A 26,972-nucleotide genomic window follows, 5' to 3' on the forward strand; every position below is an offset into this window, starting at 1 on the left:
TTTGAGATTAAAGGTATTTTTTAATATTACCTCGCCAATACTGTAATAGGGTGATATTTTTGTTGCGTTTTTTTTCTTAATGTGTTATCATTAAACAAATGTTCAGATTACAAATTACCGCTGATTCAGTGCACTTAATAGCAATTTTCGACATTCAATTTCGTCGAAACATTGTTTTTTAAAAAAGAATGGAAGCTGTTCCACTACTCCCCTATCTGATCGGTTTAGCAGGGTTACTCGTCCTCTCAGGCTTTTTCTCTGGCTCTGAGACGGCTTTATGCGCACTTACGCGTGTCCAAATTGAAAGGCTCCGTCTTGAAAAGGGCAGCGCGTCTGCAATTGTCAACTTTGTTGATAACCCACGCAGACTGTTTATCACCGTTCTCCTTGGTAACAATCTTGTCAATGTTTCCTTTGCAATTCTGATGCTATGGCTCGTTAAACGCGTGCTTCCGCAATACACAGAAGTGATTCAGTTTGCCACAGCCACAGCCGCCAGTGTCATCCTCATGCTCATTTTTGGTGAGATGACTCCGAAAACTTTCGCCATTAAGCATGCGGAATTTTTTGCGAAAATCGCGGCGCCCCCGCTATGGATATTTTCCATTATCATCTCGCCGTTACGTGGCTTGCTACGCAAAATTATTGACTTCCTCGTTCCAGTATTTGGCGGGCACCCTTCACCTACAGAACACCTCACGGCGAGAGACTTTCGGAATATTGTTGATACCTACCACGAAGAAGCACTCCCCCCCGATGAACGGAAAATTGTGAGCAATATTCTCCAATTACGTGACATTGAAGCAAAAGAGATTATGGTGCCACGAACCGAAGTCGTTGCAGTCCCAACATCAAACACTATTCAAGAAACATTAAAACAAGCAAAGGAATATGGATTTTCACGCATTCCGGTCTACCAAGAGCAAATTGATAATATCTGTGGCATCTTCTATGTCAAAGATTTAGCACTCTGGCGACACGCCGATGTGCATTCACTTACAATTGATGCTTTCCTCGAAAAACGGGACCAGATGTCAGAAGCCCCGGTTAACGCTTCCCTTATTCGTGAACCCTTCTTCGTCCTTCAGACTCGTAAGATCGGGGCATTGCTACTGCAACTCACCCGTGAAAAAACCAAAACGGCGATCCTTCAAGATGAGTACGGTGGCGTTTCAGGCATTGTCACTATCGAAGATGTCTTTGAGCAGGTCGTCGGAGACATTGTCGATGAACATGATAAAGACGATTCTCCACCTGATCTTGTTAGACACTCTGAAACCCCGTTGTTACTTGAAACTTCTGGGCGTATGAGTATTCGTGAGCTCAATCAGCAATTTGAACTAAAACTCAGCGAAAATGACGTAGACACTATTGGTGGTTATGTCCTTGGACTCTCTGGTCGCATTCCGTCTGTCGGCGAATCTTACACTGATGAGAACGGTATCGAATTTGAAATTACCGCTACAGAAGGCAATGCGATTACAGGTTTATCTATCAAAATGCCGGGGACCGATGGAAACCAAACTGACGTGTAAAAACAAGGAATACCAGACACAAAGCAATTGAAAGTTCTTCTATTATCAATCTTTTTAATAGGTGCAAGTAGCACAGAACAGATAACTGTGTTAGGTTCGCTTGCCCTGGCAGTTCTCATTTGCCTTGTCCTGTCAGCTTTTTACTCAGGTTCGGAAACAGCACTGGTCTCCGTGAACAAATTCCGAATTAACCAACTTGTTGAATCGGAGAATACCAGAGCGAGCATCGTTCATCGTTTGATAGAATCGCCCCAGAGAATGCTCGCACTTACACTAGTCGGGACGAATCTTGCAAATGTGCTTATTGCCCAACTCGGTGAAGGACTCGTTGCCCGAGGACTCCCCAACCTTGCAGTAAGTTTGCAGGGACTCATTGCAACAGCTGGTATAACGACTCTACTCCTTATCTTTGGAGAAATCTTACCGAAAACTATCTTTCGTGTCAAGGCAGATGTCTTGACACTCCGCTATGCCTATCTCCTACGCCTTTCTGAAATAGTTTTAGCTCCCCTTATCTATTTTGTGAAAACTTTGACACAGTTTATCGTCAAACTCACAGATAGAGGAGCAAGTACACCGAGCCCTGATGCACAGCGTGAAGAACTACGAATTCTCGCAACAATGGGAGAACGTTCCGGCAACCTGCACACCGACCAGCGGCGTATGATTCATAGTCTGCTCAACCTACAAAATCGGACGGTCGCACAGGTCATGGTGCCACTTGTCGATATCGTTGCGATTGAGAAGAATACAAAATGCGAAGATTTTTTGCAAGTCGCGGCTGACTCCGGGTTCTCAAGAATTCCGGTCTACGAAGAACACATCTATAATAGCGTTGGGATTGTTAATCTCCTGGATGTTATTTATAATAACGTTGAACCAGGGACGAATTCAAACCACAACGAAGAACCAGATACCTTGCCTAATACGATTGAACCTTTCATCCGAACAGTGCTGCATGTCCCTGAATCTAAAAACATTAATGCGCTCCTCAAAGAGATCCAGCATACTCGGCATACAATGGTATTTGCTGTTGATGAATATGGCGGCACTGTTGGTCTTGTCACCATCGAAGACCTTGTTGAAGAAATTGTCGGCGAATTCGCTGATGAACGTGACACTCCCGAATTTATCCGCTTGATTACACCTCAGATCCTTGAATGTGATGCAAGAACTGAAGTAGATCTGCTCAAAGAACACTACGGACTCGCAATCCCCGAAGGTGATTATGAGACGGTTGCTGGCTATATTCTGGACCGGACTGGCACCATCCCAGAAATTGGTGCTGAACTTGACTTGGACGATTCTATCATCACAGTTATAGATGCTGACACACGTGCTATTCGCAAGATTCGCATTCGGCGACGCCTCGGGCGCTTTTTAAACTATTGAATATGGGCGTTGTTCCACTTCGTTCCACAACGGTCTCCGTCTAAGTCAAGAAATCTCTTTAGGATATGAGAAGTTGTTAACTTCACCAAAAACCCCAGCGGAATATAATGGGCAGTGTTAAGATTCCCATCATTAGAAATTAGAGAATCCCGAGCGGCGGCATTACAGCAATTTCCTCAGTCACCATACCCGGGGGTTGCTGACAAATGGAGACGATCGTATCAGCAACATGTTCCGGTGTTAACATCTGTTCAAAGTCTGGGTGTTCTGGAACGTCGTCCCAAAATGGCGTATGCACTGATCCCGGTAAAACAGCGGTAACTCGAATATTCTGCTGACGGACTTCACTCGCTAAAACCTTTGTCAGTGCTAACGCACCTGCCTTCGCGGCACAATACGCACTTGAAGCTTGAAAAGCAACCTTCGCTGCGACTGAAAGCACATTAATAATCTGTCCACTGCCTCGTTCCAACATGGAGGGAAGCGCATACTTTGCACAGAGATAAACAGCCTTTAAGTTGGAATTAAGTACCGCGTCCCAATCGTCAGGCTCGAAATCGACAATGGGTCCGAAATGGCCGATCCCTGCATTGTTAATTAGAATATCCACGTGTTGGTAGACCTCTAATGTCCGTTGGATGAGTTGCTGCACAGCATCAACGTTGGTAACGTCTGTTGGAACAGCGAGTGCTTCGGCACCCCCTTCTTTTAACTTCACTGCGACCTGTTCAAGTGTCTCAGGTGTTCGCGCGGCGAGCACAACTTTCGCGCCTGCTGCTGCGAAAGCGAAAGCGGTTGCCTTACCAATCCCTTTTGACGCTCCAGTAATCACCACAACCTTATTTTTAATTTTTCCTTGCGGTTCGGTGAGGTAGGTTGGAGACCTTCAAGCACCTCTCCGTATATCCGCCCTCCATTTCATTACGGGCTTCGTTTAGGATACTTGGATGCACCGTAGAAACTCTGCACGCGTTGAACTATCTTCACGGAATGTCCCGCGCATGACATTGGTTGTCATTACCGGTGCTTGCTTTTGGACACCACGTGCCATCATGCACAAGTGCCGTCCCTCTATCACGACAGCGACCCCCCGCGGGTCAAGGGCATTTTCGAGCGATTCGGCAATCTCACGCGTGAGACGTTCCTGAACCTGCAACCGACGAGAAAACATATCTACAATGCGTGGGATTTTACTTAAACCCACAATTCGCTTCCGCGGGAGATACCCAACGTGACATTTACCCCAAAAGGGGAGGATATGATGTTCACAAAGACTGTAAAATTCAATCTCTTTCACAATCACCATTTCATCATAATCCTCATCAAAGATGGCTCTATTCAGAATCTCATCAACACTTTGATGATAGCCACTCGTCAAGAATTCCATCGCTTTCGCGGCACGGTGTGGTGTCTTCACCAAGCCTTGACGACTCGGATCTTCACCTAAGTTTTCAATGATTTTTGTGTAAAGTCCTTCCAACTCAAGGGTAGCATTAGTTTGTTTAAACTCCATTATGTTAAAATGTGCCTCCAATGGCTGTATTTTTATATACTAAGTGGTAAAAAGATGAATTACTCACCGTAGTAGTCAAAATGGTTTTTGGGGGTCTCCCGTAAGCGAAGACGGTGTAGAACCACCGGGCGCAAATTCGGTGCTAACACCTCCCAAAGCACTTTGACGAAGTTCTCCGAAGTCGGGTTGAGCGTCTCAAACTCGGGCGTGTCGAGATTCAGATGTTTGTAGTCAAAACGCGCATACACCTGTTTTTGAACGACTTCGTCAAGCAAATTCAAACCCGCAACCAACCCGGTTCTTGCATCTATGTCTCCCTTTACGGTAACCTCGAGTACATAGTTATGTCCATGTCCAGCCGGATTATTGCACTTTCCGAAAATATCCTGGTTCTCTTCATCACTGAGTGCATGGCTGTGCAAACGGTGGGCTGCGCTAAATTCGTAGACTTTTGTAAGATAAACCATAGATCCTTCCCCATAATAGTCTGCAAAATTTGCTGCGCTTTCGTAGAGGCGTATCCTGTGCAACATTCCGTTCGGTAAGGAAGGGACAAGCCGTTGCCAAATCTCTATAACGATGTTCTCACACGTCGGTTGGAGATGCGGGTTCTTTGCGAAAACAGGATGTTGATGGTTTAGATGTTTGTGATCGTAATTGGCGAGCACGTTGTTCTTCAACAACGCGTCCAAGGTCACCAAATTGATTACCATCCCGTCATCTACATCCACATTGCCTTTCACCATGACTTCAAGCACATAGTTATGCCCGTGGCTATTTGGGTTTGCAGCAGCACCAAACACCTCCAAGTTCTCCGTATCGCTCAATTCAGGGATACGATTATAATGTGATGCTTCAAATGCCGTTTGCCGGGTTAAGTAGTACATCGATTTCGTGGTGTTACGTCGTCTACCAAGGACCTAAGTATCGTACCGCGGAGGGACGACGAGTTCGTCGTCGATTGATTCATACTGGACGGTCATGAGCCATTCGCCTGTTCCGCGTATTTGGACATTGCACTTTTTCAACCATTCGATTAAGGTGACACTGTCGCGTGCTTCCCATTCGCAGACCATCCGCCCTGACAACGTATCGCACAAGACTCGGATATTGATTACATCAGCGTTTTCCTCTTCTCTGAAACGCTTTAGCAATCGTGAAACGTCTTGGCGTGTCATACAAGCAATAGCATGAGCAGAAACAAATTTAGCCACTTTTAACTTCCCTTGCGGTTCGATAAAATGGGTCGTGTTAAAACGCACCTTGGCATATATCCGTCCCGGCGCGTTGCTTGGAACTACGATTTCTGCTTTAGACGCAGCGCAGGCATCCTCCCCAGCGAACACGTCGATAACTGGCAGCTATTTCCTTAGTCGCGTGCAATAGGTGCTCCGACCAGATTGCCCCACTCTGTCCAACTCCCATCGTAATTGCGGACCTTTTCATAACCGAGTAGATACTTCAGCACAAACCAGGTATGCGATGAGCGTTCACCGATACGGCAATAAGCAATTGTTTCCTGACCCTCATCAACACCTGCGCCGCCGTAGATGGCTTGGAGTTCATCGTGAGACTTAAAGGTGCCGTCTTCAGCCACTGCTGTCGCCCATGGGATATTCGCTGCGCCGGGGATGTGTCCACCGCGTTGCGCTGTCTCGCTCATACCGGGAGGCGCGATAACTTCGCCCGTAAATTCAGCAGGTGAACGGACATCAACAAGGTTAACAACACCCTGTCCGAGTGTGTCGCGAACCGTCCCCGCTGTAGCACGGACATTGTCGTCGGGGAATTTCGCCTGATATCCTGTGCTGGAATGATCTGGTACATCAGTGACAAGCTCTCTGCCTTCATCAATCCATTTTTGACGACCACCGTTCATCACTTTCAACAGACTTTCGTCGTGTCCGTAATAGCGGAATTGCCACAAGGCATAGGTTGCGAACCAGTTATTGTTATCTCCATAAAAAATAACAGTCGTATCGTTGGCGATGCCGCTGTCATTGCAGAGTGTCTCGAACTGTTCTTTCGTGAGGATATCACGTCGAACTTGATCGCACAATTGTGTTTCCCAATTGAGTCCTACTGCCCCAGCGATATGTCCCTCAGCATAAGCTGAAGTATCAACATCAACCTCAAGGAGTCGGATGCCAGCATCACCACCGTGTGCAGCAACCCATTCTGTCGTTACTAAAACATCAGGATTTGCGTAATCAGCCATTTTTGTATAAAGTCTCCTCATTGTATCCTGTTAAGATTCTTCGCATGATAAACTGTGCCATAAAAAGGACGATTCTTGTTTATATTATACATACCTAACCCCGATTTGTCAAATAGAAATGCGATTTTGCTATCATCTCGCCTATCTTCGCGGGATTTGCCAAGTTTTTTCTCGGAGTATGGGTTATAGGAAACGAGATAAAAAAACGGATAGTATAGTGGAGACAGAAGCCACTTATGCCATCCAGGCACCGGCACATCAACAACCCGATAATCAAACCATCGCCAAAGAACACTTCGAAATCGTCCGCGGTATGGTAGAACGCCTTCCGAAATCAGAGAAAGAAGTGTTTCTATTGAAATTTACAGCTCCCGACATGTCCCTCAAAGAGATCGCCGAAACGTTACGCATCTCAGAGAATGCTGTTAAGGTTCGGTGGCATCGAGCAAAGAACACGTTGAAAACCTGGCTCGAAACTGAATATCCGGAGGAATTTACCGATTGGTTCAGCAGGTAAATACAGAAAGGATGGCCACAAAAGGCAAAAGACCTTCTTTTTTGCCTTCCCCAGCGAACCCAAAAGGGCAGCATTGTGCAAAAAATGCGACATCGATATACACTTATAGAATTCCAAGAAAACGCGTATTTAGCAGATTTAGAGTACCATCGCCTTTTACCTGTTGATGAATTGGTGCAAGACGTATTTGAGCGACTTGAATCGGATACCGAAGAGATCGTTTCTGACTTAGCCGACACGTATACTGAGGCTGAGATTCGTAATTGTCTCCAGTACCTTCATTGGCCCCAGGAGCAACGTTTCTCAAAAACGCTGGAGGCACCGTCTTTTAAAATCTTCGCGCCGAGATTACATTCAACGCATGAACAATTGAGATGGAACACGTTAGGTGCCTCTGTTGCCCACATTGAATTGCTGAAGGCGTTATCGAAATACGCCACAATTCATGTAACTCAGGAATTTGAGGACATGGAGAATATGGTTCTGATGCCTTTCAATATTCATGAGAAACCGTCTGCTTATCGGATGATCAAAGAGAATTATGATGGTGTTTTGTTGTGGTATCTTGACGAAGTTGAGATGATGTCCGCGCTCAATTATCTCCACGTGCCGGTTGTCTTGCCTATCTACGCCGCACGTCGCGATAATGGACGAATTATCAATCGGATGATGCACTGGTATGCTTCGATGCGGCATTTCGATGCCTTCATGACACTCACCCAACCGACGATTGACTTGTATTCGACATTCATTGAGGACACCTCATTGTTTCATATTGTGCCTTGTGGTGTGGATACCGATTTTTTCCAACCCGCAGATAAAATACAGGCAAAACAGAAAGTTGCGGAATTATTAGGGAGACCTGAAATTACCGAGAAGCCCGTTGTTGGATACATCTCAAGATTTGAGGTTGAAAAAGGCGCGGGAGTTTTTATGGATGTCGCTCGTTTGATGCCGGAAGTTTTCTTTGTGGCCGCAGGTCGGATAGAAGACACCCATCGCTACGATTTTCCAGAAAATCTCGTTCACAGTGGGAGACGTCCGCGCGAAGAGTTACCTGTTCTCTATAACGCCTTTGACGTGTTCTGTTTCCCAAGTCTTGCGTGTTCTGAGGAGTTCGGGTTGGTGGTTCTTGAAGCGATGGCGTGTGGAACTGTGCCAGTGGTATCCAGTTACGATGGTCCGAAATACGTGGTAAAAGACGCAGGAGTCGTTGTGCCTGCAATGCTGTATGGTCGTGATATGACGGGGCTCGGTGGCGGGATTTTGGCTGAGGACTTTGCCGAAGCGATTATGGAACTTTTACAAGACGATGCCCAAAGACACAAACTTGCTGAAAAAGGAAGACAGCGGGCACTTGAGCTCACATGGGACAACAGTGCCAAATGCCTCCTACGGGTTTTTCAAGAACTGAATGCGAAAAAACATCTCGTTAGGCAGAGATCTCACATGCCGATAGGTTTTGGTCTCAACGAAAATGTAGATGGGACTGTTAATCCGAAGGCAACGATTATCAATGCCAGACGCGAAGGCAATACGCCCCTAACGGGGACTCTCTACGATACATCCGTAGAAGAAGGAATCGCCCTATCGCTTTTACAAAATCATAGTATGCCTGAGATTGAGGTGATCCTTTCCGCCTTGTTGGCAGATGACGATGCGGTAGCAGAACATCTCGATCGCTTGAAGGGATTCATGAGGGCATTGTTCTAATAAAGGTTATAAGAAAAACGTATGATACAGTTTCCCATTCATTTAAAAGCACACAAAAGGTTCAATGATGCCGGACATACCTTTGTTGCGGACATAGAAGCGGCGTGTATCTTTGAAGTCAATGAGCTAGTATCCGAGGTCCTTGATATCTGTGAAGGCTCCACGACAGCACAAGTAAAGGCGGCATTGCGCTCGAAATATCAAGAATCTGAGATTAACCAAGTTTTCGCTTACCTCTTTCAGCTGCAAATGGCAGGGATATTGTTTCATCAGACATCGGTGATAGATAAGGAACGTATAGAATTCTCGGGAAAGATTGTTGTTTCACCGAGTTTTCTGTATCGGCTGGATCAAAAGTCGTTTCTCACACGCGTCGCCTACCATCAGTTGTTCCGGGCACTTTCCAAAAGGTTAGAAGTCTTTATACCTACTATCAATACAGAAGGTCTCCCGACAAATTTCGACTGGGAAAGAGTCACCCCCTTAGAGATACCCACCGAGGTGGGACAGAATGTGATCGGATACTATCCAGAGGACTGTCATGGGGTATTAAGTTTACCACATTCCATGGATCATGATGTTTCATTAGCATACTCGTCTCGGATCCCAACGATATTTTATGTATCGAGTGCCGAACCCGATAGACAGTTGATTTTGGATAAGTTCTTTCTCCTTCGCGATTGCGATGTGTTATGTGTCGATTCGTGGTGGTTGAAAGAGTATCTGGCACAATTTGTGTCTGATACAGAGAGAATTGTCGTGTTGCCTGTAGGTGTTGATGGGGACGTTTATACACTGAAAGATGCGAATGAATCTAAGTTAATGCTCGCCGGAGCGTTTGAGAATGCGCGTATGAAATCGGATCCGCTGATACTCCTGTTTTTGCCGAATGCAAGTTATGAAAATCGGAATTTGGTTCATCTGCTTGCTCGGACGCATCCCGAGTGCCTCTTTATCGTTGTAGGCGGTATGGATTGTTCGCAACTCGGTCATGATTGTGAAAATATTGAATACTTTCAGATTGAGGACATCACGGATTATCAAGCTTTACCGGTTATTTATAATGCTGCCGACTTAGGGTATTACGCCGCCGTCCCGGGTGCCAATGGTTTTTATCTCTCGAGTGCCTTATATTGCGGGACTTCGATGATCCTTTCCGGGGCACATAACAACAGCACGATGCAAACGTTAGGTGCGTATCTCCACATCCCCGCCAATACACCACCTGTTGAAACGGCTGACATCGTTTCAAAATCTCTCACCGCCTTGCTGGCGGATCCATCTGTGCTGGCACACTACAGGGATGTCGCCATTCGTAAGGGGAGAAGTTTCACGTGGGAGGCTGTCGCGAAAGCACTCAAAAACCAGTTTATCTCGCTTCAGGAGAGAGTGCCTGAAGCGGCAACCACCGGGACGCATCCCCTCTCTTTCTTTCAGTATCACTATGACACGATACAGGGAAAAACGACCCCTGCTGCGTATGAAAGACCTGCTTTTCTCCGCGAGGATGTGAAAAGTGCCATTGCGAAAGAACTGATGCAGGCACATTCCATCAATCAGGTTTCCGTTGTTCTTGAACATATCTGTAAAGATGCAAGCACTGCAGAAGAGATACGCAAATATCTCTCTATAGGAAGGATGCCGCATGAGTAAATACGATATTCTGTTAGCAACGATTGCTGTGGGTTTTTGTCTCTGGGCGACATATACCGATATGAGAACCGGGAAAATAAAAAATGCCTGTTCTATTGGGTTGTTATACGCGGGTGTGATTTCACAAGTGATGTTCCTGCTGCTCGAGAAAACAATCATTAGCGCAAGCCTCTCTGTTTTTATCATCGGTGGGATCATCGCCTTCGGAAGTTACTGGCTGGGGATCCTTGCCCCCGGAGATGCGAAACTCTATTGGGGAATTGTCATGATATTGCCCCCTTCTGTCTGGGGTAGAAACCTTTCTGCGTTTCCGAACCCCGCATTGATTATCTTAGTGAATATGTTCAGTGTCTATTTGGTGTATAGTCTCATCCATACAGGGATCAAGTATTTCACGTTACACAAGACGTTCGCACTTCCGAGAGCGCTTCCTGTTAAGGAATTCATACAACAACTCCCGGAAAATCTCTTGTCCTTGCTCCGTTTTTTGGCGATCCTGCTCTGTGTAGAATTCTTCGCGTATCAATCGCGAAGTCAATTCACTTTTTTTCATCTCATGCTGGCAATTCTTTTATCCTACGGACTTGACCGTGGCACGAAAAAGTTCCAGATCAAAGCCTATATTTCTTATCCCGTGTATTTCATCCCTGCGGTTGCCATTTTTATATTCTATCCTATTCTTCTATTGGCATATTGGAAAAAGTTTCTGTTGTTTGCAGTCGTCTATCGTTTGGTTCTCCCCCTCATTAGCACGTACATGCTGCAATTGGATATGTCGTGTCTGAGCACATTTGTGCCGATTGAGCAGCTTCACCCCGGTATGATTCCGGCAGAGAAGATCATCAGAACGGATACAAATGACGGAACTTTGTATAGGAAAGAGCCAGCGTTCGTTTCAGAGTCCTTTGATAAAAATGTGCTTATTTCACCTACCCCGGAAGGGTTGTCTGATGAAAGTGTTCAGGCCCTCAAGGCGTTGGGGAAGTCGGGGTGTTTTGACGATTTCGGGGGCACCTTGGCGATCCAACATTCGGTACATTTCGCACCCATCATTCTAACAGGAACGCTTCTGACGATTGTGTGTGGAGGGGTCTTTTATGCCCCAATAATTTAAGAGCGTTGCCTTTTGGACAGGGCACCTTATTGTTCCAAGCGTAAGTAGACTCAGAAGGTGAGTTTTCGACTCGCATAGTGTTTGCTAGCTATAGGTTGACATGTCCAGTTTTATGAGGTTTTTAGGACACCTCGTTAATTCTGCCCTATTTTGTGCAATCTGGCACAATGGTCTGTCCGAATTGGATCCGGAAGTTATGTTCTTTCTGTAGAGTTCCCCGTACGCAGGGTATTCGCGAAATTGGCACGAAACTTGCTATAGTCGGACACAAATGAATCTGGAAGAATCTCAATGACATAAATAGAGGGTATAAAAATGAAAAGAATACTTGCCTATATTGTAGTGTCGGGAACGGCACTACTCTTCGGGCATTTCTGGATCCCGTTGAACCTGTCTGTCTATGCAGTCGATGTTCGGTATATTGCTTTTAGTTCCAATCGGAGTGGAAATTATGACATCTACATGATCGATATAAATGGTGAAAATCTCCAGAATATAACAAACCACCCAGCGAATGATTCTGCACCCACATTTTCGCCGGACGGACAGCGGATGGCTTATGTTTCCTCTCGGGGCGGCGATTGGGACATTTATGTGATGAATCTCAGGACAAAGGTATCCGAGCAGTTGACGGATCATCCCGGACAGGACGAGGGGCCCGCATGGTCTCCAGATGGACGATGGATTGCATTTAATTCTGATAGAGCCGGGATAGATAATATTTACAAAATCGCGCCCAGTGGTGCAAATCTCCAACAGTTGACGCACGGGGATCAGAAGAACATAACCCCGTCTTGGTCCCCTGATAGCCAATTCATCGCACTTCGTTCTTCCGGAGTCCGTCTTGGATCTCCCTCGAGCATCTCTATAATAGATGCGGATGGAGGTAATCTCAGCAGGCTCAAAAACCAACCCAGCGAGCACGTATATATGCCCGCATGGTCTCCGGATGGCAAACGAATCGCCTTTAGTGCGAATTTAGGAGGAAACGTGGATATCTACACCGTAAACGTTGACGGGAGTGATCTCAGACGGATCACTCGCCATACGGCACTGGATTCGTCGCCCGCTTGGCACCCGGATGGACACGCTTTTATTTTTTCTTCCATGTGGGACCAAAAGTTTGCCATCTATCGCATAGATGTGGCGGGCACCAATCGCCGGCGATTGACACCCCATCGGACACAAGATTTGCATCCAACGTGGGTGCCCACAGGCTTTTTTTCAGTCTTTCCTCTGATCAACTCACAATCAGTCTTGTGGGGTAGACTCAAGCAGTCTGTCAGTGACTAATGGAAGTGCCTCGGAGAGCGGGAGCGTGACTCTATAGAACATTAGGGAATTACGAGTTTCCAACACCACAAAAGTTGGAAACCAAGGATGCCTGCTTATCTATTCAGGATAGGCGAAAAATAGAACAATAAAGGAGTTGTTCATAGATAGTTCTTTTTCTCTTTTTTCTATGCTTTTCTTTGTGACGGTAAACGTAGGCGTTTTGAGGAGTTCGATTCCCCTCTACCGCATTCGGTAGCGTGTGTTAAAACCAAGCACCCTGATAACAACAAAATCAGTGCTATCGAAAGGGTTCATACGCGAGTGAGACGAGCCCTGACACTATAAGGACACTCGGAAGAAGAAAAGTGGTAGCATTTCGGTGCTATGCTTTGTAGATTCCACCATACCACTCGCTCTTTTGTGGTATGCACGCCGTCCATAGTTTCTGCTTACGTGGGCAGATTATGTCGGCTATAGACAAGCTTAGGACACTACGGTGTCCGTAACAGGGTCTTCTAAGCCCTACAAAAATCCGTGTTTTTCTACAAAAACATTGGTTTTTATGAATAGGAGATATTTTGATGCGAAGTCATTTACATCAACGAGTCAACCGTAAAGTCTCTCACTTTATCCTGGGTGAAGAAGGTAAAGTGGGGAGCCGGAGTGCGTTTACTGCCGCAGCCGTCATCGGTGCGACATCGTTAGCCGGAATGTTCCTCAGTCCACCTAAGGCATCTGCAGATTGGTGGTGTAGTGATATTCAATGTCATGACGACGACCAATGTTGTGGATGTTGGGATGAGCACCTCAATGATCCCTGGGAAAACTGTACCCAAGGGGATTACGACTGCAGGAGTGCAGACTATGTTCCGACTCCAGGTATCTCTTGCTGGACAAAGTAAAAGTTCAGGGTGTTGATCACCCGTTTGAAACCTCCTGAACGTTTACTTTGCTTATGTAAGTTGGGAGATGTGCGAATGATGGAGGTTTCCATCTCTGTCAACGTCTCATCTCCCTTTTCAATGAGGAGCATCTTATGTCAAAATATGGCACTTTCTATGTCGTAACAGTAAATCCGGGAGTTAGACCAGGCCGTTTAAAGAAGTTTCTGTTAACAGAATGGTTTATCGCCCTTCAGTCCACTTCAGGGTGTCTTGATGTAGAACTTTGGGAAAGCCAACGTAGTCGCGGTCGTTATTTGGTGTGTGAACTCTGGGAGAATAAAGACATCAGTCTTCAGAACTCCGAGAAACTCTGGAATGAGGAGAAGAAGGATGTCTTTGAAACACTAAACTTATACGGAACAATAAAATCCGATTAAGACGGCACCACTCCAAAAGCCTTGCACCAAAGTTTCAGAATGTATAAAAGGAACATAATGAAGAAAAAACATCTCCTATGGATATTGCTGCTAACCGCGCTCGTGGCGACACCGCCGATCTATCACCGGTTGAGCGAGGCGCGTCGCTTAAAACAGATTAAGACAGTAAAACACGAGGCATCTCAAATCAACGCTGTTCCGTTGAACGAGTTCATGGCAAGGTTGAAGGGTGCCTCACCGGAAGAGACGTTACTCGTGCTGTATACGGGCAGCACACACGGACATCTTGAGCCGTGTGGCTGCTTCATCGGTCAATCGGGTGGGCTGCCGCGGCGTGCGACTGCACTCGCGTCTATTCGATCTCAGGGATTTTCTCCGTTGTTGGTAGATCTGGGTGGTGTTCTCCCGACTCAAGACTCCAAGATGCAGGAGGATCTTCTGACATCTCCCAATGATGCCGTAGCCGAAACACTTGCGCCTCCTGCGGTGCTCCCATTGGACTATCTGAGGACACAGAAGATGCTGGAATCAATGCGATTGTTGAAATATGAGGCACTCGTCCCCGATAAAGCGGATATGATTTGGGGTGAGGACGTTCTGACAGGGACACTCGCTCACCAAGCGTTTCCGATCCTTACCACCAATATTGAGGGATTCGGCGGCAATGTTCAATCTCTTCTGACCAAAAACGTGGGGAATAAAAAAGTGGCAGTGTTAGGGCTTTCATCGCTGGGACTTGAAGACACAACTCTCACGGAACTCGCCCCTCTTTTTTCTGAAATACAGAAGCAAGTCGACGTTATCGTTATCCTGAGCAATCTGTCCCCGGAAGTGAACCGGACGATAGCTGAAAAGTATCAGAGCGTTTCAGCGATTTTGAGTCCTGGAACCGGAGAAACAGAAAACGTGGGAAATGTGCTTCTCGCTTATAGTGGTGTCAACGGGGAAACCTTGGGGGCACTGCTGCTGAATGTGGGGGACACTTTAGGTGCCTCGGCACAACAAATTGCACTGACCGAGGATGTGGAAGACGACACACAAATCAGGGAACTTTTGCTGGACTTCCATACGCAAGTCGCCACTGACCCACAATTGCAAGCGGGCGGTGAACGTCTGTTTTCTGATGAAGCACTCGAGCAGGATCCCCGAAGTGGTTACGTCGGTTCTCAGGCGTGTGCGACCTGTCACCGAAAGGAGTTTGATCAGTGGGCACACACGTCCCATGCGACCGCCTTTAATACACTCTTGACAGTAGGGAAACAGTTTTATCCCGAATGTGTCTCCTGTCATGTCAATAGAGACGGGTTCCTTTGTAGCTACTTTTGCGTTTAGCGTGAAGGGATAAACAGGAACACACAGATATTCGCAAAGACAAAATCAGACCGTGGATGAAATGAACTGCCAGCGTGAAAACACTGGCAGTTGTCATACTGTATTGAGGATCATTGGTGATTACACAAGCCTTAACCGCTGTGACGAAGCATTAATGTTTGACGCTCTGCTACAACCGACTTGCGGCATTGGGTAACCTTTTAGGGGCACTCTCGATCTCGCCATCAACGAGGGCACTCGCAGGAATATAGTTGCTGTAATCCGAGATGTTTCCGTGTGTCACTGCATAGATGATAACGTTAATAAGTTGTCGTGCAGCGGCTGGCGCGAATTCATCCAAGATTCTATTCCGATCCTGATAGTGACCGAAGAAAGGTTTCTGGACAGCACCATCCATCACGTGCATCATTGCTTCTGTATCGACAAGAATAGCCAACCGATCATCAACGAAAACACCTTGTAACTGACGATACGGACCGTGATGGAGAATGGTAGACCCAATTTTCCGGACGGGAAAACGGAGGGGTCCGCTCAACTCATAGAAACTGTTGTAAATCTCGTGATCTTGCGGGATAGTCGTGAGGTGGTATTCAGGCAGAATCTGGCGTAAGACCCGCATTGCGGGCTGCATTGCCGCTTCCGTGTTTCCATGTGTCGGCATATAGATGAACCCACCGCGATTGATGACATATTCTCGGAGTCGCTGCGCCTCCCGGTCGGTATAACCGAAGGAAGGGCGATCCCCTTTCGCATTCCAGAGATTACCACCCCCTAACAATCCATTATGGAGTTGCACTGAGGATTTGGGAACCGGTTCCATAAAGATAATGGGGGACTCAAAAAACGCTGCATCCGTAATTTGAACGGCATCCACCATTTGGGTTTGAATACCTGTTTCTGCATTCAGCGACTGGACTAAATAGGGCAGACCTGCCCCGAATCGGAGATGTCCGATGCCGCTGCCTCATATATCGAGGTTCGGATGCAATGGATCATCGAGACGGACGAGATTGAGACTTCCAATAATCTCTGTCCCCCGACCTTGAATGATGGCACCTGGGCTTCCCTTCGGAAGTTGTGGGACACCATTACCGAGAACCATATTCTTTTCGACATTCGACAGGGATGCGTTGATATTTGCAGCACCTGCCCCGTCTACGAGCGAGTTCAGACCGCCGCGGCTTTGTGTCCGTCCTTGTCCGAAACCGGATCCTGAACCGAAAGTTCCACGCCCGGTCCCGCTACCCAAACCGTCACCAATACCTACGCCTATGCCATCCGTAACTGGCCCGCCGCTGGGCAAGCCTGCGGTAGGTAATCCATCTGATGCCGTCGGCAGTTGTGCAGCCGTTGAGAGCGGTTGTGTCGTATGCTGGATCACGGGAGACGCACTCGGAACTTTGACCTGCTGTCCTCTTGGGGCAGCGGGTGCGCTTGCCATAAGCGATGCTGCAGGTGCCGCAGTTGAGGACGATCTCGTCGCGCGGTCGACTGTTGTCCGACGCTGCGTCGTTTCCGTTTGTGGAACGACTCTCAAATCTGGAACAGGGGTTGTTACAACGGTTGGCTTCTGAATAACATCCCTTTTCGCTGCTTGGGGTGGCGTAACGATGAAGAAACTCAGATCAATCGTATCTTGTGCTTTCTGTGCTTGAGATGAGATGGCGATGTACCCTATAACGACTGCAAGGCAGGCGTGTATGCCGAGCGATACCATCCATACGAGAGGCATTCGGCGCGATTTCATGGGACGCACCTCCTATGTGGTTAAGTGTTCGCGCTTTAACGTGTTGTTACATCCGATTTTTCTCTCATTTATGTTATCAATGTGAATCCGACGTAAAAGAGAAATTAGAAAAAGAACCCTTTGATTATTAAAGACACAATTTTACGGTGGAAAAGGTGCATAATCTCACAAAGGTGAAAGAAATTTGATAAAAATAACGCTTTTCCAGAGAGAATTCTCTGAATGTTTATGCCAAACTCACATTATATTAACAATTCTTACACTCTCTGTCAAGTTTTATTTTTTCTGCGCGCATGAAAAGGATTAAATTCCAAACCAATATCGGCATTTAATCAGGAAGATATCCTTCCCAGGATCCGTGAAACTGCTTCTCAAGCGATGGACGGGACGAAACTCAAGGTCGGCTGCGCCCACATCCTCTAACTCTATTGCACGCGATTGAGACCACACCAAGAACAGCGTACTCCCCGGACGAAATTCCCAACGAAGCACGGTATTCCCTCGCAACGAGCGCATGTGGAAATTAGGATTCCGCTTCAGCGGATACGGTTTGAACTGATAGGACCTCGGCTCGACCAACTCTTTGAAGTTGGTATAGTCTCCGACGGTAATGAACGGCTGCACATAGAATTGAAGACTCAATGTTGGGGTAAAACTGATATTCGCGCGCGTTGTAAAGTCAAGTGTTTGACTCGTCAATTCTCCATAGACGTAGTGTTTATGGATATAACCATTGACATCTTCTTCAACTAACCCGACCCACTGAGCATCATAAATTCGGTAACGATACATCGGTCCGATGCTAAGTTCAATGTTCGACGCAGGACGAATGTTCAGACGGAGACTAACTTCCTTTTCAGAATTTTTATTATTATCGTCCCATGCAAAAATCGGATTCAGTTCAAGCTGAACCATTTTGCGACTATCGGTTCTCAGTTGGGTAAAAATCCACCAACCCGCGGGATTCTTAATCAGCGTCCCACCCCGCCAGATATCTTCGTCGTTAAACGACTCCAAATTCCGCCCCACCCACAGGTCATACTCCCAATAGTTCTTCAGTTTCCCATCTGTCCATATCTCGGAATAGCGACCGATACTAACGCCGTCGTAGTTCCATTCCCGCCAACCGTAGAGACCGAAAGTGACTTCTCGGAAAATACTAAAGGGTTGCTCTTTTTTTACGATGAAGTCATAGAACCATCTCATCATATCGCCGCGCTGTGTATATCCTATATCATTTATATCTAAGCCTGGAGAGCGAACATTAAAATCGGTATCGAGTCGCCACCATCCGCCCTGTTTCTCAAATTCAATATGTGCGAGGTAACCCGATTTACGTGCCTCAAGTTCTCCGGCTTGACTTGCTGCTATCATTCCGCTTATCTGGTACCGCTCCTTCGCAAATTTCAGATCCCAGTCAAGTCCACCGACATACGCGGCATTGGACGCCTGTCGGTTTACCGATGTCCCTATCAGTCCAACGCGAGAATTTCCCTCCAGGATATCTTGTGTCACCCGACCTACAAAGTAGTTTGTCAACGGCTCAACAAGGTGATCGTGGGTTTCGCCATTTTTTTTCATCTGTGCATACTCTGGTGCGGTAACAGCCTCCATGATACCGAAAGAGGTCTTACTATTGGTTCTACCGACGATTTTGGCAGCACCGAGAATTGTTGTCGCTTCTGGACGATCGAGTTCCATCACATCGTCTGGCAGCTCAAAATGTCCGGGTCGTCGTCCGATCCGCCGTGAGTAAAAGAACTGATTTTCCCCCTCGCCGAAGTTAAAAATGGAAGCCCCCTTAACAAAAAAGGGTCTGCGTTCCTCAAAATATTCCTCATAGGCAGAAAGATTCAAGGTAGCCGGATCCGCCTCCACCTGTCCAAAGTCGGGATTGATTGTGGCGTTGAGCGTAATCCCAGAAGTGATACCGTATTGGACATCACCCCCAACACCACCCCATAAATCAGCCTCGCTGTTCAGGGTTGTCCTGCCCATCGTATAGGGTATCAATTCTAAATGTCGAGAGGGGTGGATGTTCTCTATCCCTACCAAATCACCGAAATGAGATAGCCACCCCGGATCCCCTTTTTTAATCAAACGCCAGTGGGCACGCTCTTTTCTGCGGCTAATCTCACGCTCTACTTGTAGCCCCCAGGTGTATTTGTCTTTTGGAGAGAAACGGAACATGTAAAATGGGATTTTACATTCTACCGCCCACCCATTTTCGTGAATCCGAGTTTTTGCGTCCCAGACCCCATCCCAAGCATTGTTCCAGCCTCTCCAACCGCCGCCCGTAGTAATGCCGTCTAACACAGAGCCGGAAGGATAGATCGTAAATGAGAAGGCGCGCTGCCGATTGTAGTGCGGATCAAGGAGAATCTGGACTTTATCGGATTCAACGTAGTCGTCCCGCCTAACGAGTCGGGAAACAATTTTGTCGGGTTCTTTGTCATAACACATGACAGCGAAATAGACCGCTTCGTCATCATAGACGACTTGGAACGTGGTGCGTTGGGAAGCCGGCTTTCCCTCATCGGGATCGCGTTGATGGAAACCTTCGTGGAGGGGCGCGGTCTCCCAGATGTCATCATCCAAAACACCATCTAATTGGGGCGGGGCATCTTTGATTCGGATAGCAGTCGCAACTCTGTGAGCAGATTCCGTTTGTGTTTCGGCTTTTGTTGCGTTTGGTAGTTGCAAAGCGAAAAACGCCGCTAACAACGCCAAACCGTGCCAAAATCCCCAGTTAATTTTCATAGATTTTTCTTTCATCCTTTTCGACAATATTTATTAGGTTGGTGTCAGACGATTTCTTCTCACGCCGGATGTAATACCATTTCTAAGAGTTTATATCGCATTAGCAGCCTTTATGAAATGTGAGAATGCAGTAAGTTTAGCAATCTCGGTATCCGAGTCGTCGACAAGGATCTCGGTGATCTTCGCTTGCATCGCTTGCAAGGTTTTATACGTCTCAACAAATAACTTCGCCTTGATATCCTGCCAGAGACGTTCAATCGGATTCAACTCCGGACTCTAAGGCGGTAAGAAAACGAAAACGATATTCTCAGGGATTTCCAAGGATTTCGCCTGATGAAAACGACCCTTGTCAAGCACCAAGACGTTGAGACTGTCAGCAAACGCTTCGGAGAACTTCTCTATGAAACAAAGAACAACACACTTATGATAAATATTCAATCAGATATGGTATAAGTTTAAACGTATCAACAGGAAGGTGGTAGCGGTAGAGCAAGGATTAGTCAGAAATCTCTGTGCCGCATTGTGGACAGGTATCGTCCCACGTTGAGCGTCTACCTTCGCCACAAACATCACAGGCACCGATCGGATATTCATCGGGTTTTGCCCGAGCCCCGCCTTTCTTGTAGGTGATGATACGCCACACCGTTTCGCCATCCTCTTCGTAACAGAGCCAGACGCCTTCTTTTCTGCCATCGGCGGAGCTGCCATCGTGTTTTCGATAGGGACCGCCCCATTTGCGGTTCCCGTTTTCGTAATAGCACATGTACTCGCCTTCGTTCTTGCCATCGCGGAAGGAGGCTTCGCTCGCTTTATTACCGTTTTTGTGGTACTGAATCCAAAGCCCATCCTTTTTGCCATGGGTATAGCGTCCTTCGCTCCGTTTATGTCCATTCGCGTAATAGGTGACCCAATAGCCGTGCTTCTTGCCATCAACCATTTCACCATCGGTCAGTGACTTTGCCATTTTTCTAATTTTCCTTGCGGTTTTAAGAGCAATCAGCCATCAGTAAAAAGCGTGTGCAACTTAAACGAGAACGGTTCCCGCTACAAAGTCTTACTGACAACCGACCGCTATTCTTTTGACTATTGACCGTTGACTGCTATTCTCCTGATGTCTCCCCACGTCGTTGTTAACCTTTCAACTGGGGAAACGGACAGTGCTTTTTCAAGTCCTTTTTCCATGATGGTATTCAGGTCATCCTCACCGAGAGCCGTATTAAAGATAGCAACTTCGTCAAGGACTCCCGCAAAGTCCCACCCCGCTGCGCCTTTCCAACGGGTTAACCAGATTGAACCGCCATCGTGCTGCTGACTGAAATCCGGTTTTCCGACACCTAAATCGGCGACCGCCTCGCCATCAACATAGAGGATAAGCGTCTTACCGTCGTGTGTTAAGGCGACAAAACTCCACTCGTCCATCTCCCAAGTGCCGCCTCGAATTTGACTACTATCTATTCCACCTTTGAGGAAACTGCCATAAAAGTCGGTTGGACCGATAAGAATGTTCGGATTATGCCAATCCCTTTCTATGAGTCGAACGTGCGGACCGGAAGGGTTACGAAGTGGTTTCGCCCAGAGCAGATACGTAAATCCATCGAGGAAGTCGTCAGTGGTCTCACTCGCTGGAATGACCACATGACTGGCTCCGTCAAATTCGATTCCCATGCCTTCCTTCCCGTCGACCCGTTTGGCATCTCAGTCTTCAGTTGTCAGTTATTGGTAGGTGTTTGGGGTCGTTACGTTTGCTTATGAATACAACAAGCCTTATTAACAACTATCAAGAGGATCCAGTTCGTTACCGCACTTCGGACAAGTATCGCCCCATTTCAACCGTCTACCTTCGCCACAGACATCGCAGACACCGAGTGGGTAGTCATCCGGTTTTGCGCGAGCACCACCTTTCTTGTAGGTTACAATTAGCCACATTGTTTCGCCATCCTCTTCGTAACCGTAAAAGGGACCCTCCTTTTTACCGTCGTAGGATTTACCCTCATGCTTGGGATAAGCTCCTGTGGATCTGAGGTTTCCGTTTTCATGATAGGTTATGCAAGGCCCCTCGTATTTTCCATCGCGGAAGGTAGCATCGCCCGCCTTGTTTCCATTTTTGTGGTAAGTGATCCAAGGTCCGTCCTTCTTACCATGAATGTAGTTACCTTCGCTCCGCTTGAATCCATTGGCGTAATAGGTAACCCAATACCCATGCTTTTTGCCATTAACCATTTCGCCATCAGTGAGTGATCTTGCCATGATTTCACCTATTATATATAGTGGCGGGCTTATGACCCGCCTATTTTGAGAATAAACCTATAATACCTCATCAAGATATGCTTCAATTTTCTCCAATGTCTTTTTTCCGATGCCACGGAAACCTTTGAGTCTTCCTTCGTCAATCGCTGATCGGAGTGAAACGAGGCTATCTACACCGACCTCTTCATAGAGTCGCTTAATTGTTTTGGCACCCAGCCCAGGGATAGGCACGAGTTCCACAACCGTTCGTGGTGTATCACCCGCGAACTCCTCCAGTTTCGCACTCGTCCCCGTGTCCAGAAATTCCTTAACAATTTGCTCCACTACTTCGCCAGCCCCCGGAATCTCTTCTATTAACCGTCCTTGGGCGATGAGATCTGACACCGGTTCCGGGAACCGAGAGATATAATTCGCCAACCATGGGTATCGTGAGGCGTGGTCTTCCGGATAGTCGGCAATAATCAGAAAAGTGTGAAGTTCCAAGAATTGCAGTGCAATCTCATCGTTTTCATGCCAGCGTGTGCGTCCTTTTTCGTCAATGTAAGATCCTTCTTCTAAATTTTTCTCATCGTTCATTTCGCGTCCCCCAGTGTAGAATTTGGATGGTAGTATCCCATAGCGCGACCGCCAAATACTCACCATTTGGCGAAAAGACTAATGCTTGGATGCCGATCGGATAGGTTTCACGTAAAATAGAGTTGAAAAGCAAATTCCAAGGTTACGCCTTGAATCGACACGGATAATAAAATAAATAAAAGAGAGACAAACAAATTTTTCATGGGATAAAGATAAGTAGGGTGAGGTACAGAAACCTCACCCTATTATACCAATAAATTGGTCCTATTCATAGAGTAAATCGGTGGATCTTATGCTTCTGCGGCACCAATTTCGCGTAAATACGCAATCGCCCCTCTGTTTCCACTTTTTAAAGCGATTCCAAGTGGGGTTTGGTTCTGAAAATGGCGACGATCGTTCATATCGGCACCCGCATCAATCAGGATGCGCAGCGTTTCTGCGTATTCTTGTTCTCGACCTTCGCCGCATGAAGAACCGCCAAACGCAGCGGCATGTAATGCATCTAAGGATGTTGGATCTGCTCCGTTAGCCAGCAGTAGGCGAATGGTTGAAATTTGCGCATTATTTGCAGCCCAAGAAAGAACAGAACGGTACCAGTGTGCACCACTGGCATTAATATCCGAACCATGTTCAAGAAGTTTAAGAACAAGCTGATCTTTTCCGTCATTGGCAGCGTAATGCAACGCGGTACTCCCTTTGACAAACGGTTGTCCTTGCTTATCAGGACCGGGCCACGTTAGCTTCGCGACTTCTGGATGCGCTTCAACAATGGCAATACCAAGAGTCTCTTCATCTTTTTTATATTTCGTAGTAAGCAATTTATAGAATGGCGAGTTGTCATTATATTGCATGCTCAAATCTCCCTAACATTTGATTCACAGAAAAAGCGAATGAATAGGAAACCCATTGAATGTCGCTCTTCCCTAATCCACGACATTTCCTTGAGTTCATAAGCGATTACTCTTCAAAGACCTCAATTGTCGTTTTGCCTTCAGCGAACCGCATTGCGGTGGTTGCGCAGATTTATTGCCCGTGTTTGTCTGTGAGGAAATCCTTAACGGTTTTCCTGTTCGCTTTTCGTGCGTAGTCAAGTGGTGTCTTGCCATTCGCATCGCGAGCGTTAATGTCGCCACCATGTTCTATGAGTAACTGCACCTGATTTTTTCCCACCCCTTTCTGCGCGATGATATGCATCGGGGTTCGTCCCTTGTCATCAATTATATTCGGATCGGCACCATTCTCTAACAGACATAGGATACCATGGGTGAGCCCGCGTTGCGCTACCCAATGCAAGGGTGCCCATATTCCGTGCCGATGTTTCCGACGGGCGTTGATGTCCAACCCCTTGGTAAGAAACCCCTTCAGCAATGCATCAAACCGCTTCGGTCCCTGTCCAACAAGCACATACCAATCCCGAAAGTTGATTTCATAACCTGCGTCAATGAGCAGATCAACGATTGCTGATTGTTGGGATTGCAGTGCTATCTCAAGCAGTGGCATAGTCGGTCCGACCTGATAAGCATAGACATGTCCACCGGGAACTTCATCCGTTTGTTGACTGTCAAGATCCGATGCCTTCAGTGCCGGTATAATGTAGCCGTTAGGGGATTTCACATTAATTCGGAGCGTGAGGAGTTCCGGATTCTTTTGGAATTCCGCCTTTGCGCGCTCAACGTCACCCATCACACAATAGAGGACAACATCCGCCTCGGCACCCTGTCCAAGGAGATAACGACACACCTCGGGCCGTCTTCTCATCGTCCATTGTGCTGGCGTGCCGTTGTGGTCACGGTCTCGTAGATTTATATCGGCACCGTGTGTGAGAAGGAGTTCAGCGATTCGGGGTGTCGCGGCGAAATGGAGTGGAGACATACCGTCACATCCCAGCGCGTTGACGACTTCAGGGTCTTTGCGAATCAATTCAGCAAGCGTCTCGGACATGTCTAAGCCTGCGGCGGCGTGTGCGTCGATGGTTGCGCCTTGTTCAATCAGATAGTCGGCAAGTTCTCTATTGTAGTTCAGCATGGAACCGGCAGCGTGGTGTAACGCTGAAGTGCCGCCTGCCCACCAACTGCTTTTGACATCAATGTTCACGCCAGCATCAAGCAGCACCTCAATGAGGTCACGGTTGCCAGATGCGGCGGCAAACACGATCGCGGGGGCATCGAAACTGAACCACGGTGCGTCGATGTGGGCGCAGAGGGTTTTATCAACCGCCAATAAATGCCTGACTATATCTATGTTGCCATCCTGTACGGCTGTAATAAAGGTTTTTTTATTTTTCATGAATATTTCCCTTTTCTATATGTGTCTTTGCTAAATAGGGTTTAACCATTATACCCTATTAGATTATCAAGTGTCAAGTAAAAAATTAAATCTAATGTAGAATTGTTAGCAACAATATGGGCAAATTGAAGCGGAAATTGGTCACTTTTAGGAGTGAAAGTAAGTCTTACAAAGCAGGTGGGTTCAATCGTTTTATGGTAAAGTATACAAACACTTAGATACTCAGACATAGCGAGGCGAGGTTGGGAAACCTCGCCAGCGGTGAAGTGGGGTCGAGTCCTACTTGGTCTATATGCCTCTTAGGTCCCTTCAATCGACGGTGAACTGGATTGTGTCAAAACGACGCGCGACTTCTGCGACCTTTGGTTTGAGTTCTTCAGGCGTCCCACCGGAGAGTGCTGCGACGATGCATTCCGCGATGTCCGGTGCATCCGTCGGGGCCATGCCCCATCGGGTGACCTCCTGAACCCCCATACGCAATCCAGAGGTGCCGACTTCAGGCACCAATCCTGCGGCACCTGCGATAATATGGCACGCTTCCAGATGGTTTGCGAGTGCACCGCCCTCCCCATATTTATCCACAATCAATATCAAGGTATGCGACTCCGTGAAACCGAGGTCGGCACCGAGTATCGGAACACCGCGTTCTGCCAATGCCTGTCCGAGTGCCTTCGCATTCGTAACAATCGCATCTGCTTGTGCTGCGCCGCATTCCATCCATTCTATAAACGTTCCTGCTAACGCCGGGAGTCGGTTTAGGTGATGATTGCTCATCAGCAACGGATAGACCCCTCTCGCAACTCGCTCAGCGATGGAGGCATCGTTTGTTAGAACCATTCCGCCTTGTGGTCCAGCAAGTGTTTTATGCGTGCTGGAAATAATGACATCCGCGCCTTCATCAAACGGAGATTGAAACCGTCCACCGGCGATGAGTCCTATGACGTGTGAGGCATCGTAGATAAGGTAGGAATCTGGATTCGCTTGGCGCATCGCCTTTTTCAACTCCCGCACGGGTTGCGGGAAGAGAAACACACCAGAGCCGATATTAATGATTCTCGGCTTGTGTTTTGCGATGCGTTCAAGCGTCGCTTCAAGGTCAATGTTTGAACGGTGTCCGTCCCACGGAATCGGAATCGACTGGAGTTCTATCTTGAGGGGTGAGGAGAGCAGTTTTTGGGCATAGTGGTGTCCGTTATGCACCTCTAATGCCGTATCGCCCGGCTTCGCTAATGCAAACGTCGTCGCAATCCCGGCGATATTCCCTGATAATGGGCGGAAATCGACATGCGCTGCCCCGAAAAGCGCCTTTGCTAATTCCTGCGTGTACCCCTCTATTTCGGCGATATAGCGATTGCCTTTGTAATTCCGTTGGTAGATGTCAACGCCAGAATAATTTCCATATCGCCGTGCCAGCCGTTCGTCAAAAAGTTCTTCTACCAATGGCGAAGGCGTGTTCTCCGAAGCGATGAGATTGAGACAGGTGTCCCGATATGTGTGATGTTTATCAAGAAGTGAAGTGAGTTTTTGGACTCTTGTGTTGTGTGCCATTGGCAGAACCTCCATTTGGTTGCAGGTATAAGGAGCAGAGAAATTGCTTGACGTACCGTCGGAAATCTTTTAAACTTACCTCGCGGAGAAATGACGGGAATTTGAATTTTGGACGTGCATCTCTTAAATCTGAAGAAACGCCCAAGCCAAAACCCCTCCATTCTATTACGGGCTACGCATTTTGCGTTATCTTGAATTTTATCACCAAACCTGTAGCCTGCAACA

25 protein-coding genes are annotated in these 26,972 nt (G+C 47.2%); 10 read left to right on the forward strand and 15 right to left on the reverse strand.

The window, feature by feature from the left end:
* The first annotated feature begins 188 nt into the window (after positions 1–188).
* Positions 189–1,535 carry an HlyC/CorC family transporter gene (locus F4X88_05695; GenBank protein ID MYA55768.1) on the forward strand — a complete coding sequence of 449 codons (1,347 nt, stop codon included), beginning with the start codon at positions 189–191 and terminating at the stop codon, positions 1,533–1,535.
* A 171-nt stretch (positions 1,536–1,706) separates the two neighbouring features.
* Positions 1,707–2,927 (forward strand): HlyC/CorC family transporter, encoded by a 1,221-nt coding sequence (locus F4X88_05700; GenBank protein ID MYA55769.1) that lies wholly within the window; start codon positions 1,707–1,709, stop codon positions 2,925–2,927.
* Positions 2,928–3,066: 139 nt separating this feature from the next.
* Here the strand turns inward: F4X88_05700 and F4X88_05705 are convergent, their stop codons facing one another.
* The 5 genes from F4X88_05705 to F4X88_05725 form a co-directional block, all read right to left on the reverse strand.
* Positions 3,067–3,777 carry an SDR family oxidoreductase gene (locus F4X88_05705; GenBank protein ID MYA55770.1) on the reverse strand — a complete coding sequence of 237 codons (711 nt, stop codon included), beginning with the start codon at positions 3,775–3,777 and terminating at the stop codon, positions 3,067–3,069.
* Between the two features lie 84 nt (positions 3,778–3,861).
* The gene (folE, locus tag F4X88_05710; protein MYA55771.1) at positions 3,862–4,440 is read right to left on the reverse strand and encodes a GTP cyclohydrolase I FolE; all 579 of its coding nucleotides are present in this window, start codon (positions 4,438–4,440) and stop codon (positions 3,862–3,864) included.
* Between the two features lie 59 nt (positions 4,441–4,499).
* A complete protein-coding gene (locus F4X88_05715) occupies positions 4,500–5,327 on the reverse strand; it encodes a 6-pyruvoyl tetrahydropterin synthase (protein ID MYA55772.1) in 828 nt (275 codons plus the stop codon).
* Positions 5,328–5,360: 33 nt separating this feature from the next.
* Positions 5,361–5,654 carry a hypothetical protein gene (locus F4X88_05720; GenBank protein MYA55773.1) on the reverse strand — a complete coding sequence of 98 codons (294 nt, stop codon included), beginning with the start codon at positions 5,652–5,654 and terminating at the stop codon, positions 5,361–5,363.
* Positions 5,655–5,809: 155 nt separating this feature from the next.
* Complete coding sequence (locus F4X88_05725) at positions 5,810–6,658, reverse strand: sulfurtransferase (GenBank protein MYA55774.1); 849 nt, start codon at positions 6,656–6,658, stop codon at positions 5,810–5,812.
* 118 nt (positions 6,659–6,776) lie between these two features.
* Here F4X88_05725 and F4X88_05730 point away from each other — a divergent pair, with 118 nt between their 5' ends.
* From F4X88_05730 to F4X88_05765, 8 genes are all read left to right on the forward strand, one after another.
* Positions 6,777–7,175, forward strand: coding sequence for a sigma-70 family RNA polymerase sigma factor (locus F4X88_05730; protein ID MYA55775.1), 399 nt, complete (start codon positions 6,777–6,779; stop codon positions 7,173–7,175).
* Positions 7,176–7,259: 84 nt separating this feature from the next.
* The gene (locus F4X88_05735; GenBank protein MYA55776.1) at positions 7,260–8,888 is read left to right on the forward strand and encodes a glycosyltransferase family 4 protein; all 1,629 of its coding nucleotides are present in this window, start codon (positions 7,260–7,262) and stop codon (positions 8,886–8,888) included.
* 21 nt (positions 8,889–8,909) lie between these two features.
* Positions 8,910–10,541, forward strand: coding sequence for a glycosyltransferase family 4 protein (locus F4X88_05740; protein MYA55777.1), 1,632 nt, complete (start codon positions 8,910–8,912; stop codon positions 10,539–10,541).
* Entirely contained in the window at positions 10,534–11,655 is a 1,122-nt protein-coding gene (locus tag F4X88_05745; protein ID MYA55778.1) for a hypothetical protein, read from the forward strand. Before F4X88_05740 ends, F4X88_05745 begins: the two co-directional genes overlap by 8 nt.
* Positions 11,656–11,970: 315 nt before the next feature.
* Positions 11,971–12,948 carry a hypothetical protein gene (locus F4X88_05750; GenBank protein ID MYA55779.1) on the forward strand — a complete coding sequence of 326 codons (978 nt, stop codon included), beginning with the start codon at positions 11,971–11,973 and terminating at the stop codon, positions 12,946–12,948.
* Between the two features lie 563 nt (positions 12,949–13,511).
* Positions 13,512–13,832, forward strand: coding sequence for a hypothetical protein (locus F4X88_05755; GenBank protein MYA55780.1), 321 nt, complete (start codon positions 13,512–13,514; stop codon positions 13,830–13,832).
* Between the two features lie 134 nt (positions 13,833–13,966).
* Complete coding sequence (locus tag F4X88_05760; GenBank protein ID MYA55781.1) at positions 13,967–14,251, forward strand: hypothetical protein; 285 nt, start codon at positions 13,967–13,969, stop codon at positions 14,249–14,251.
* 39 nt (positions 14,252–14,290) lie between these two features.
* On the forward strand, positions 14,291–15,583 hold the full coding sequence (locus tag F4X88_05765) for a hypothetical protein (GenBank protein MYA55782.1): 1,293 nt from the start codon (positions 14,291–14,293) through the stop codon (positions 15,581–15,583).
* Positions 15,584–15,752: 169 nt separating this feature from the next.
* Here F4X88_05765 and F4X88_05770 read toward each other — a convergent pair whose 3' ends face one another.
* The 10 genes from F4X88_05770 to F4X88_05815 form a co-directional block, all read right to left on the reverse strand.
* Positions 15,753–16,460, reverse strand: a complete 708-nt coding sequence (locus F4X88_05770; GenBank protein ID MYA55783.1) for a DUF4159 domain-containing protein — start codon at positions 16,458–16,460, stop codon at positions 15,753–15,755.
* Positions 16,461–16,547: 87 nt separating this feature from the next.
* Positions 16,548–17,330: a hypothetical protein gene (locus F4X88_05775; protein MYA55784.1), complete on the reverse strand. Its 783-nt coding sequence runs from the start codon at positions 17,328–17,330 to the stop codon at positions 16,548–16,550.
* A gap of 303 nt (positions 17,331–17,633) precedes the next feature.
* A complete protein-coding gene (locus F4X88_05780) occupies positions 17,634–20,105 on the reverse strand; it encodes a carbohydrate binding family 9 domain-containing protein (protein ID MYA55785.1) in 2,472 nt (823 codons plus the stop codon).
* A 481-nt stretch (positions 20,106–20,586) separates the two neighbouring features.
* Positions 20,587–21,054, reverse strand: a complete 468-nt coding sequence (locus F4X88_05785; protein MYA55786.1) for a hypothetical protein — start codon at positions 21,052–21,054, stop codon at positions 20,587–20,589.
* 119 nt (positions 21,055–21,173) lie between these two features.
* Entirely contained in the window at positions 21,174–21,755 is a 582-nt protein-coding gene (locus F4X88_05790; GenBank protein ID MYA55787.1) for a LamG domain-containing protein, read from the reverse strand.
* A 102-nt stretch (positions 21,756–21,857) separates the two neighbouring features.
* The gene (locus tag F4X88_05795; GenBank protein MYA55788.1) at positions 21,858–22,337 is read right to left on the reverse strand and encodes a hypothetical protein; all 480 of its coding nucleotides are present in this window, start codon (positions 22,335–22,337) and stop codon (positions 21,858–21,860) included.
* A 57-nt stretch (positions 22,338–22,394) separates the two neighbouring features.
* Entirely contained in the window at positions 22,395–22,979 is a 585-nt protein-coding gene (locus tag F4X88_05800) for a hypothetical protein (GenBank protein ID MYA55789.1), read from the reverse strand.
* Positions 22,980–23,203: 224 nt separating this feature from the next.
* Complete coding sequence (locus F4X88_05805) at positions 23,204–23,764, reverse strand: ankyrin repeat domain-containing protein (protein MYA55790.1); 561 nt, start codon at positions 23,762–23,764, stop codon at positions 23,204–23,206.
* A 172-nt stretch (positions 23,765–23,936) separates the two neighbouring features.
* On the reverse strand, positions 23,937–25,199 hold the full coding sequence (locus F4X88_05810) for a hypothetical protein (protein MYA55791.1): 1,263 nt from the start codon (positions 25,197–25,199) through the stop codon (positions 23,937–23,939).
* Positions 25,200–25,508: 309 nt separating this feature from the next.
* The gene (locus F4X88_05815; GenBank protein ID MYA55792.1) at positions 25,509–26,762 is read right to left on the reverse strand and encodes a hypothetical protein; all 1,254 of its coding nucleotides are present in this window, start codon (positions 26,760–26,762) and stop codon (positions 25,509–25,511) included.
* Between the last annotated feature and the right edge of the window lie 210 nt (positions 26,763–26,972).

Source organism: Candidatus Poribacteria bacterium, from assembly GCA_009839745.1.
In the GTDB taxonomy this organism is placed as follows: Bacteria; Poribacteria; WGA-4E; order WGA-4E; family WGA-3G; genus WGA-3G.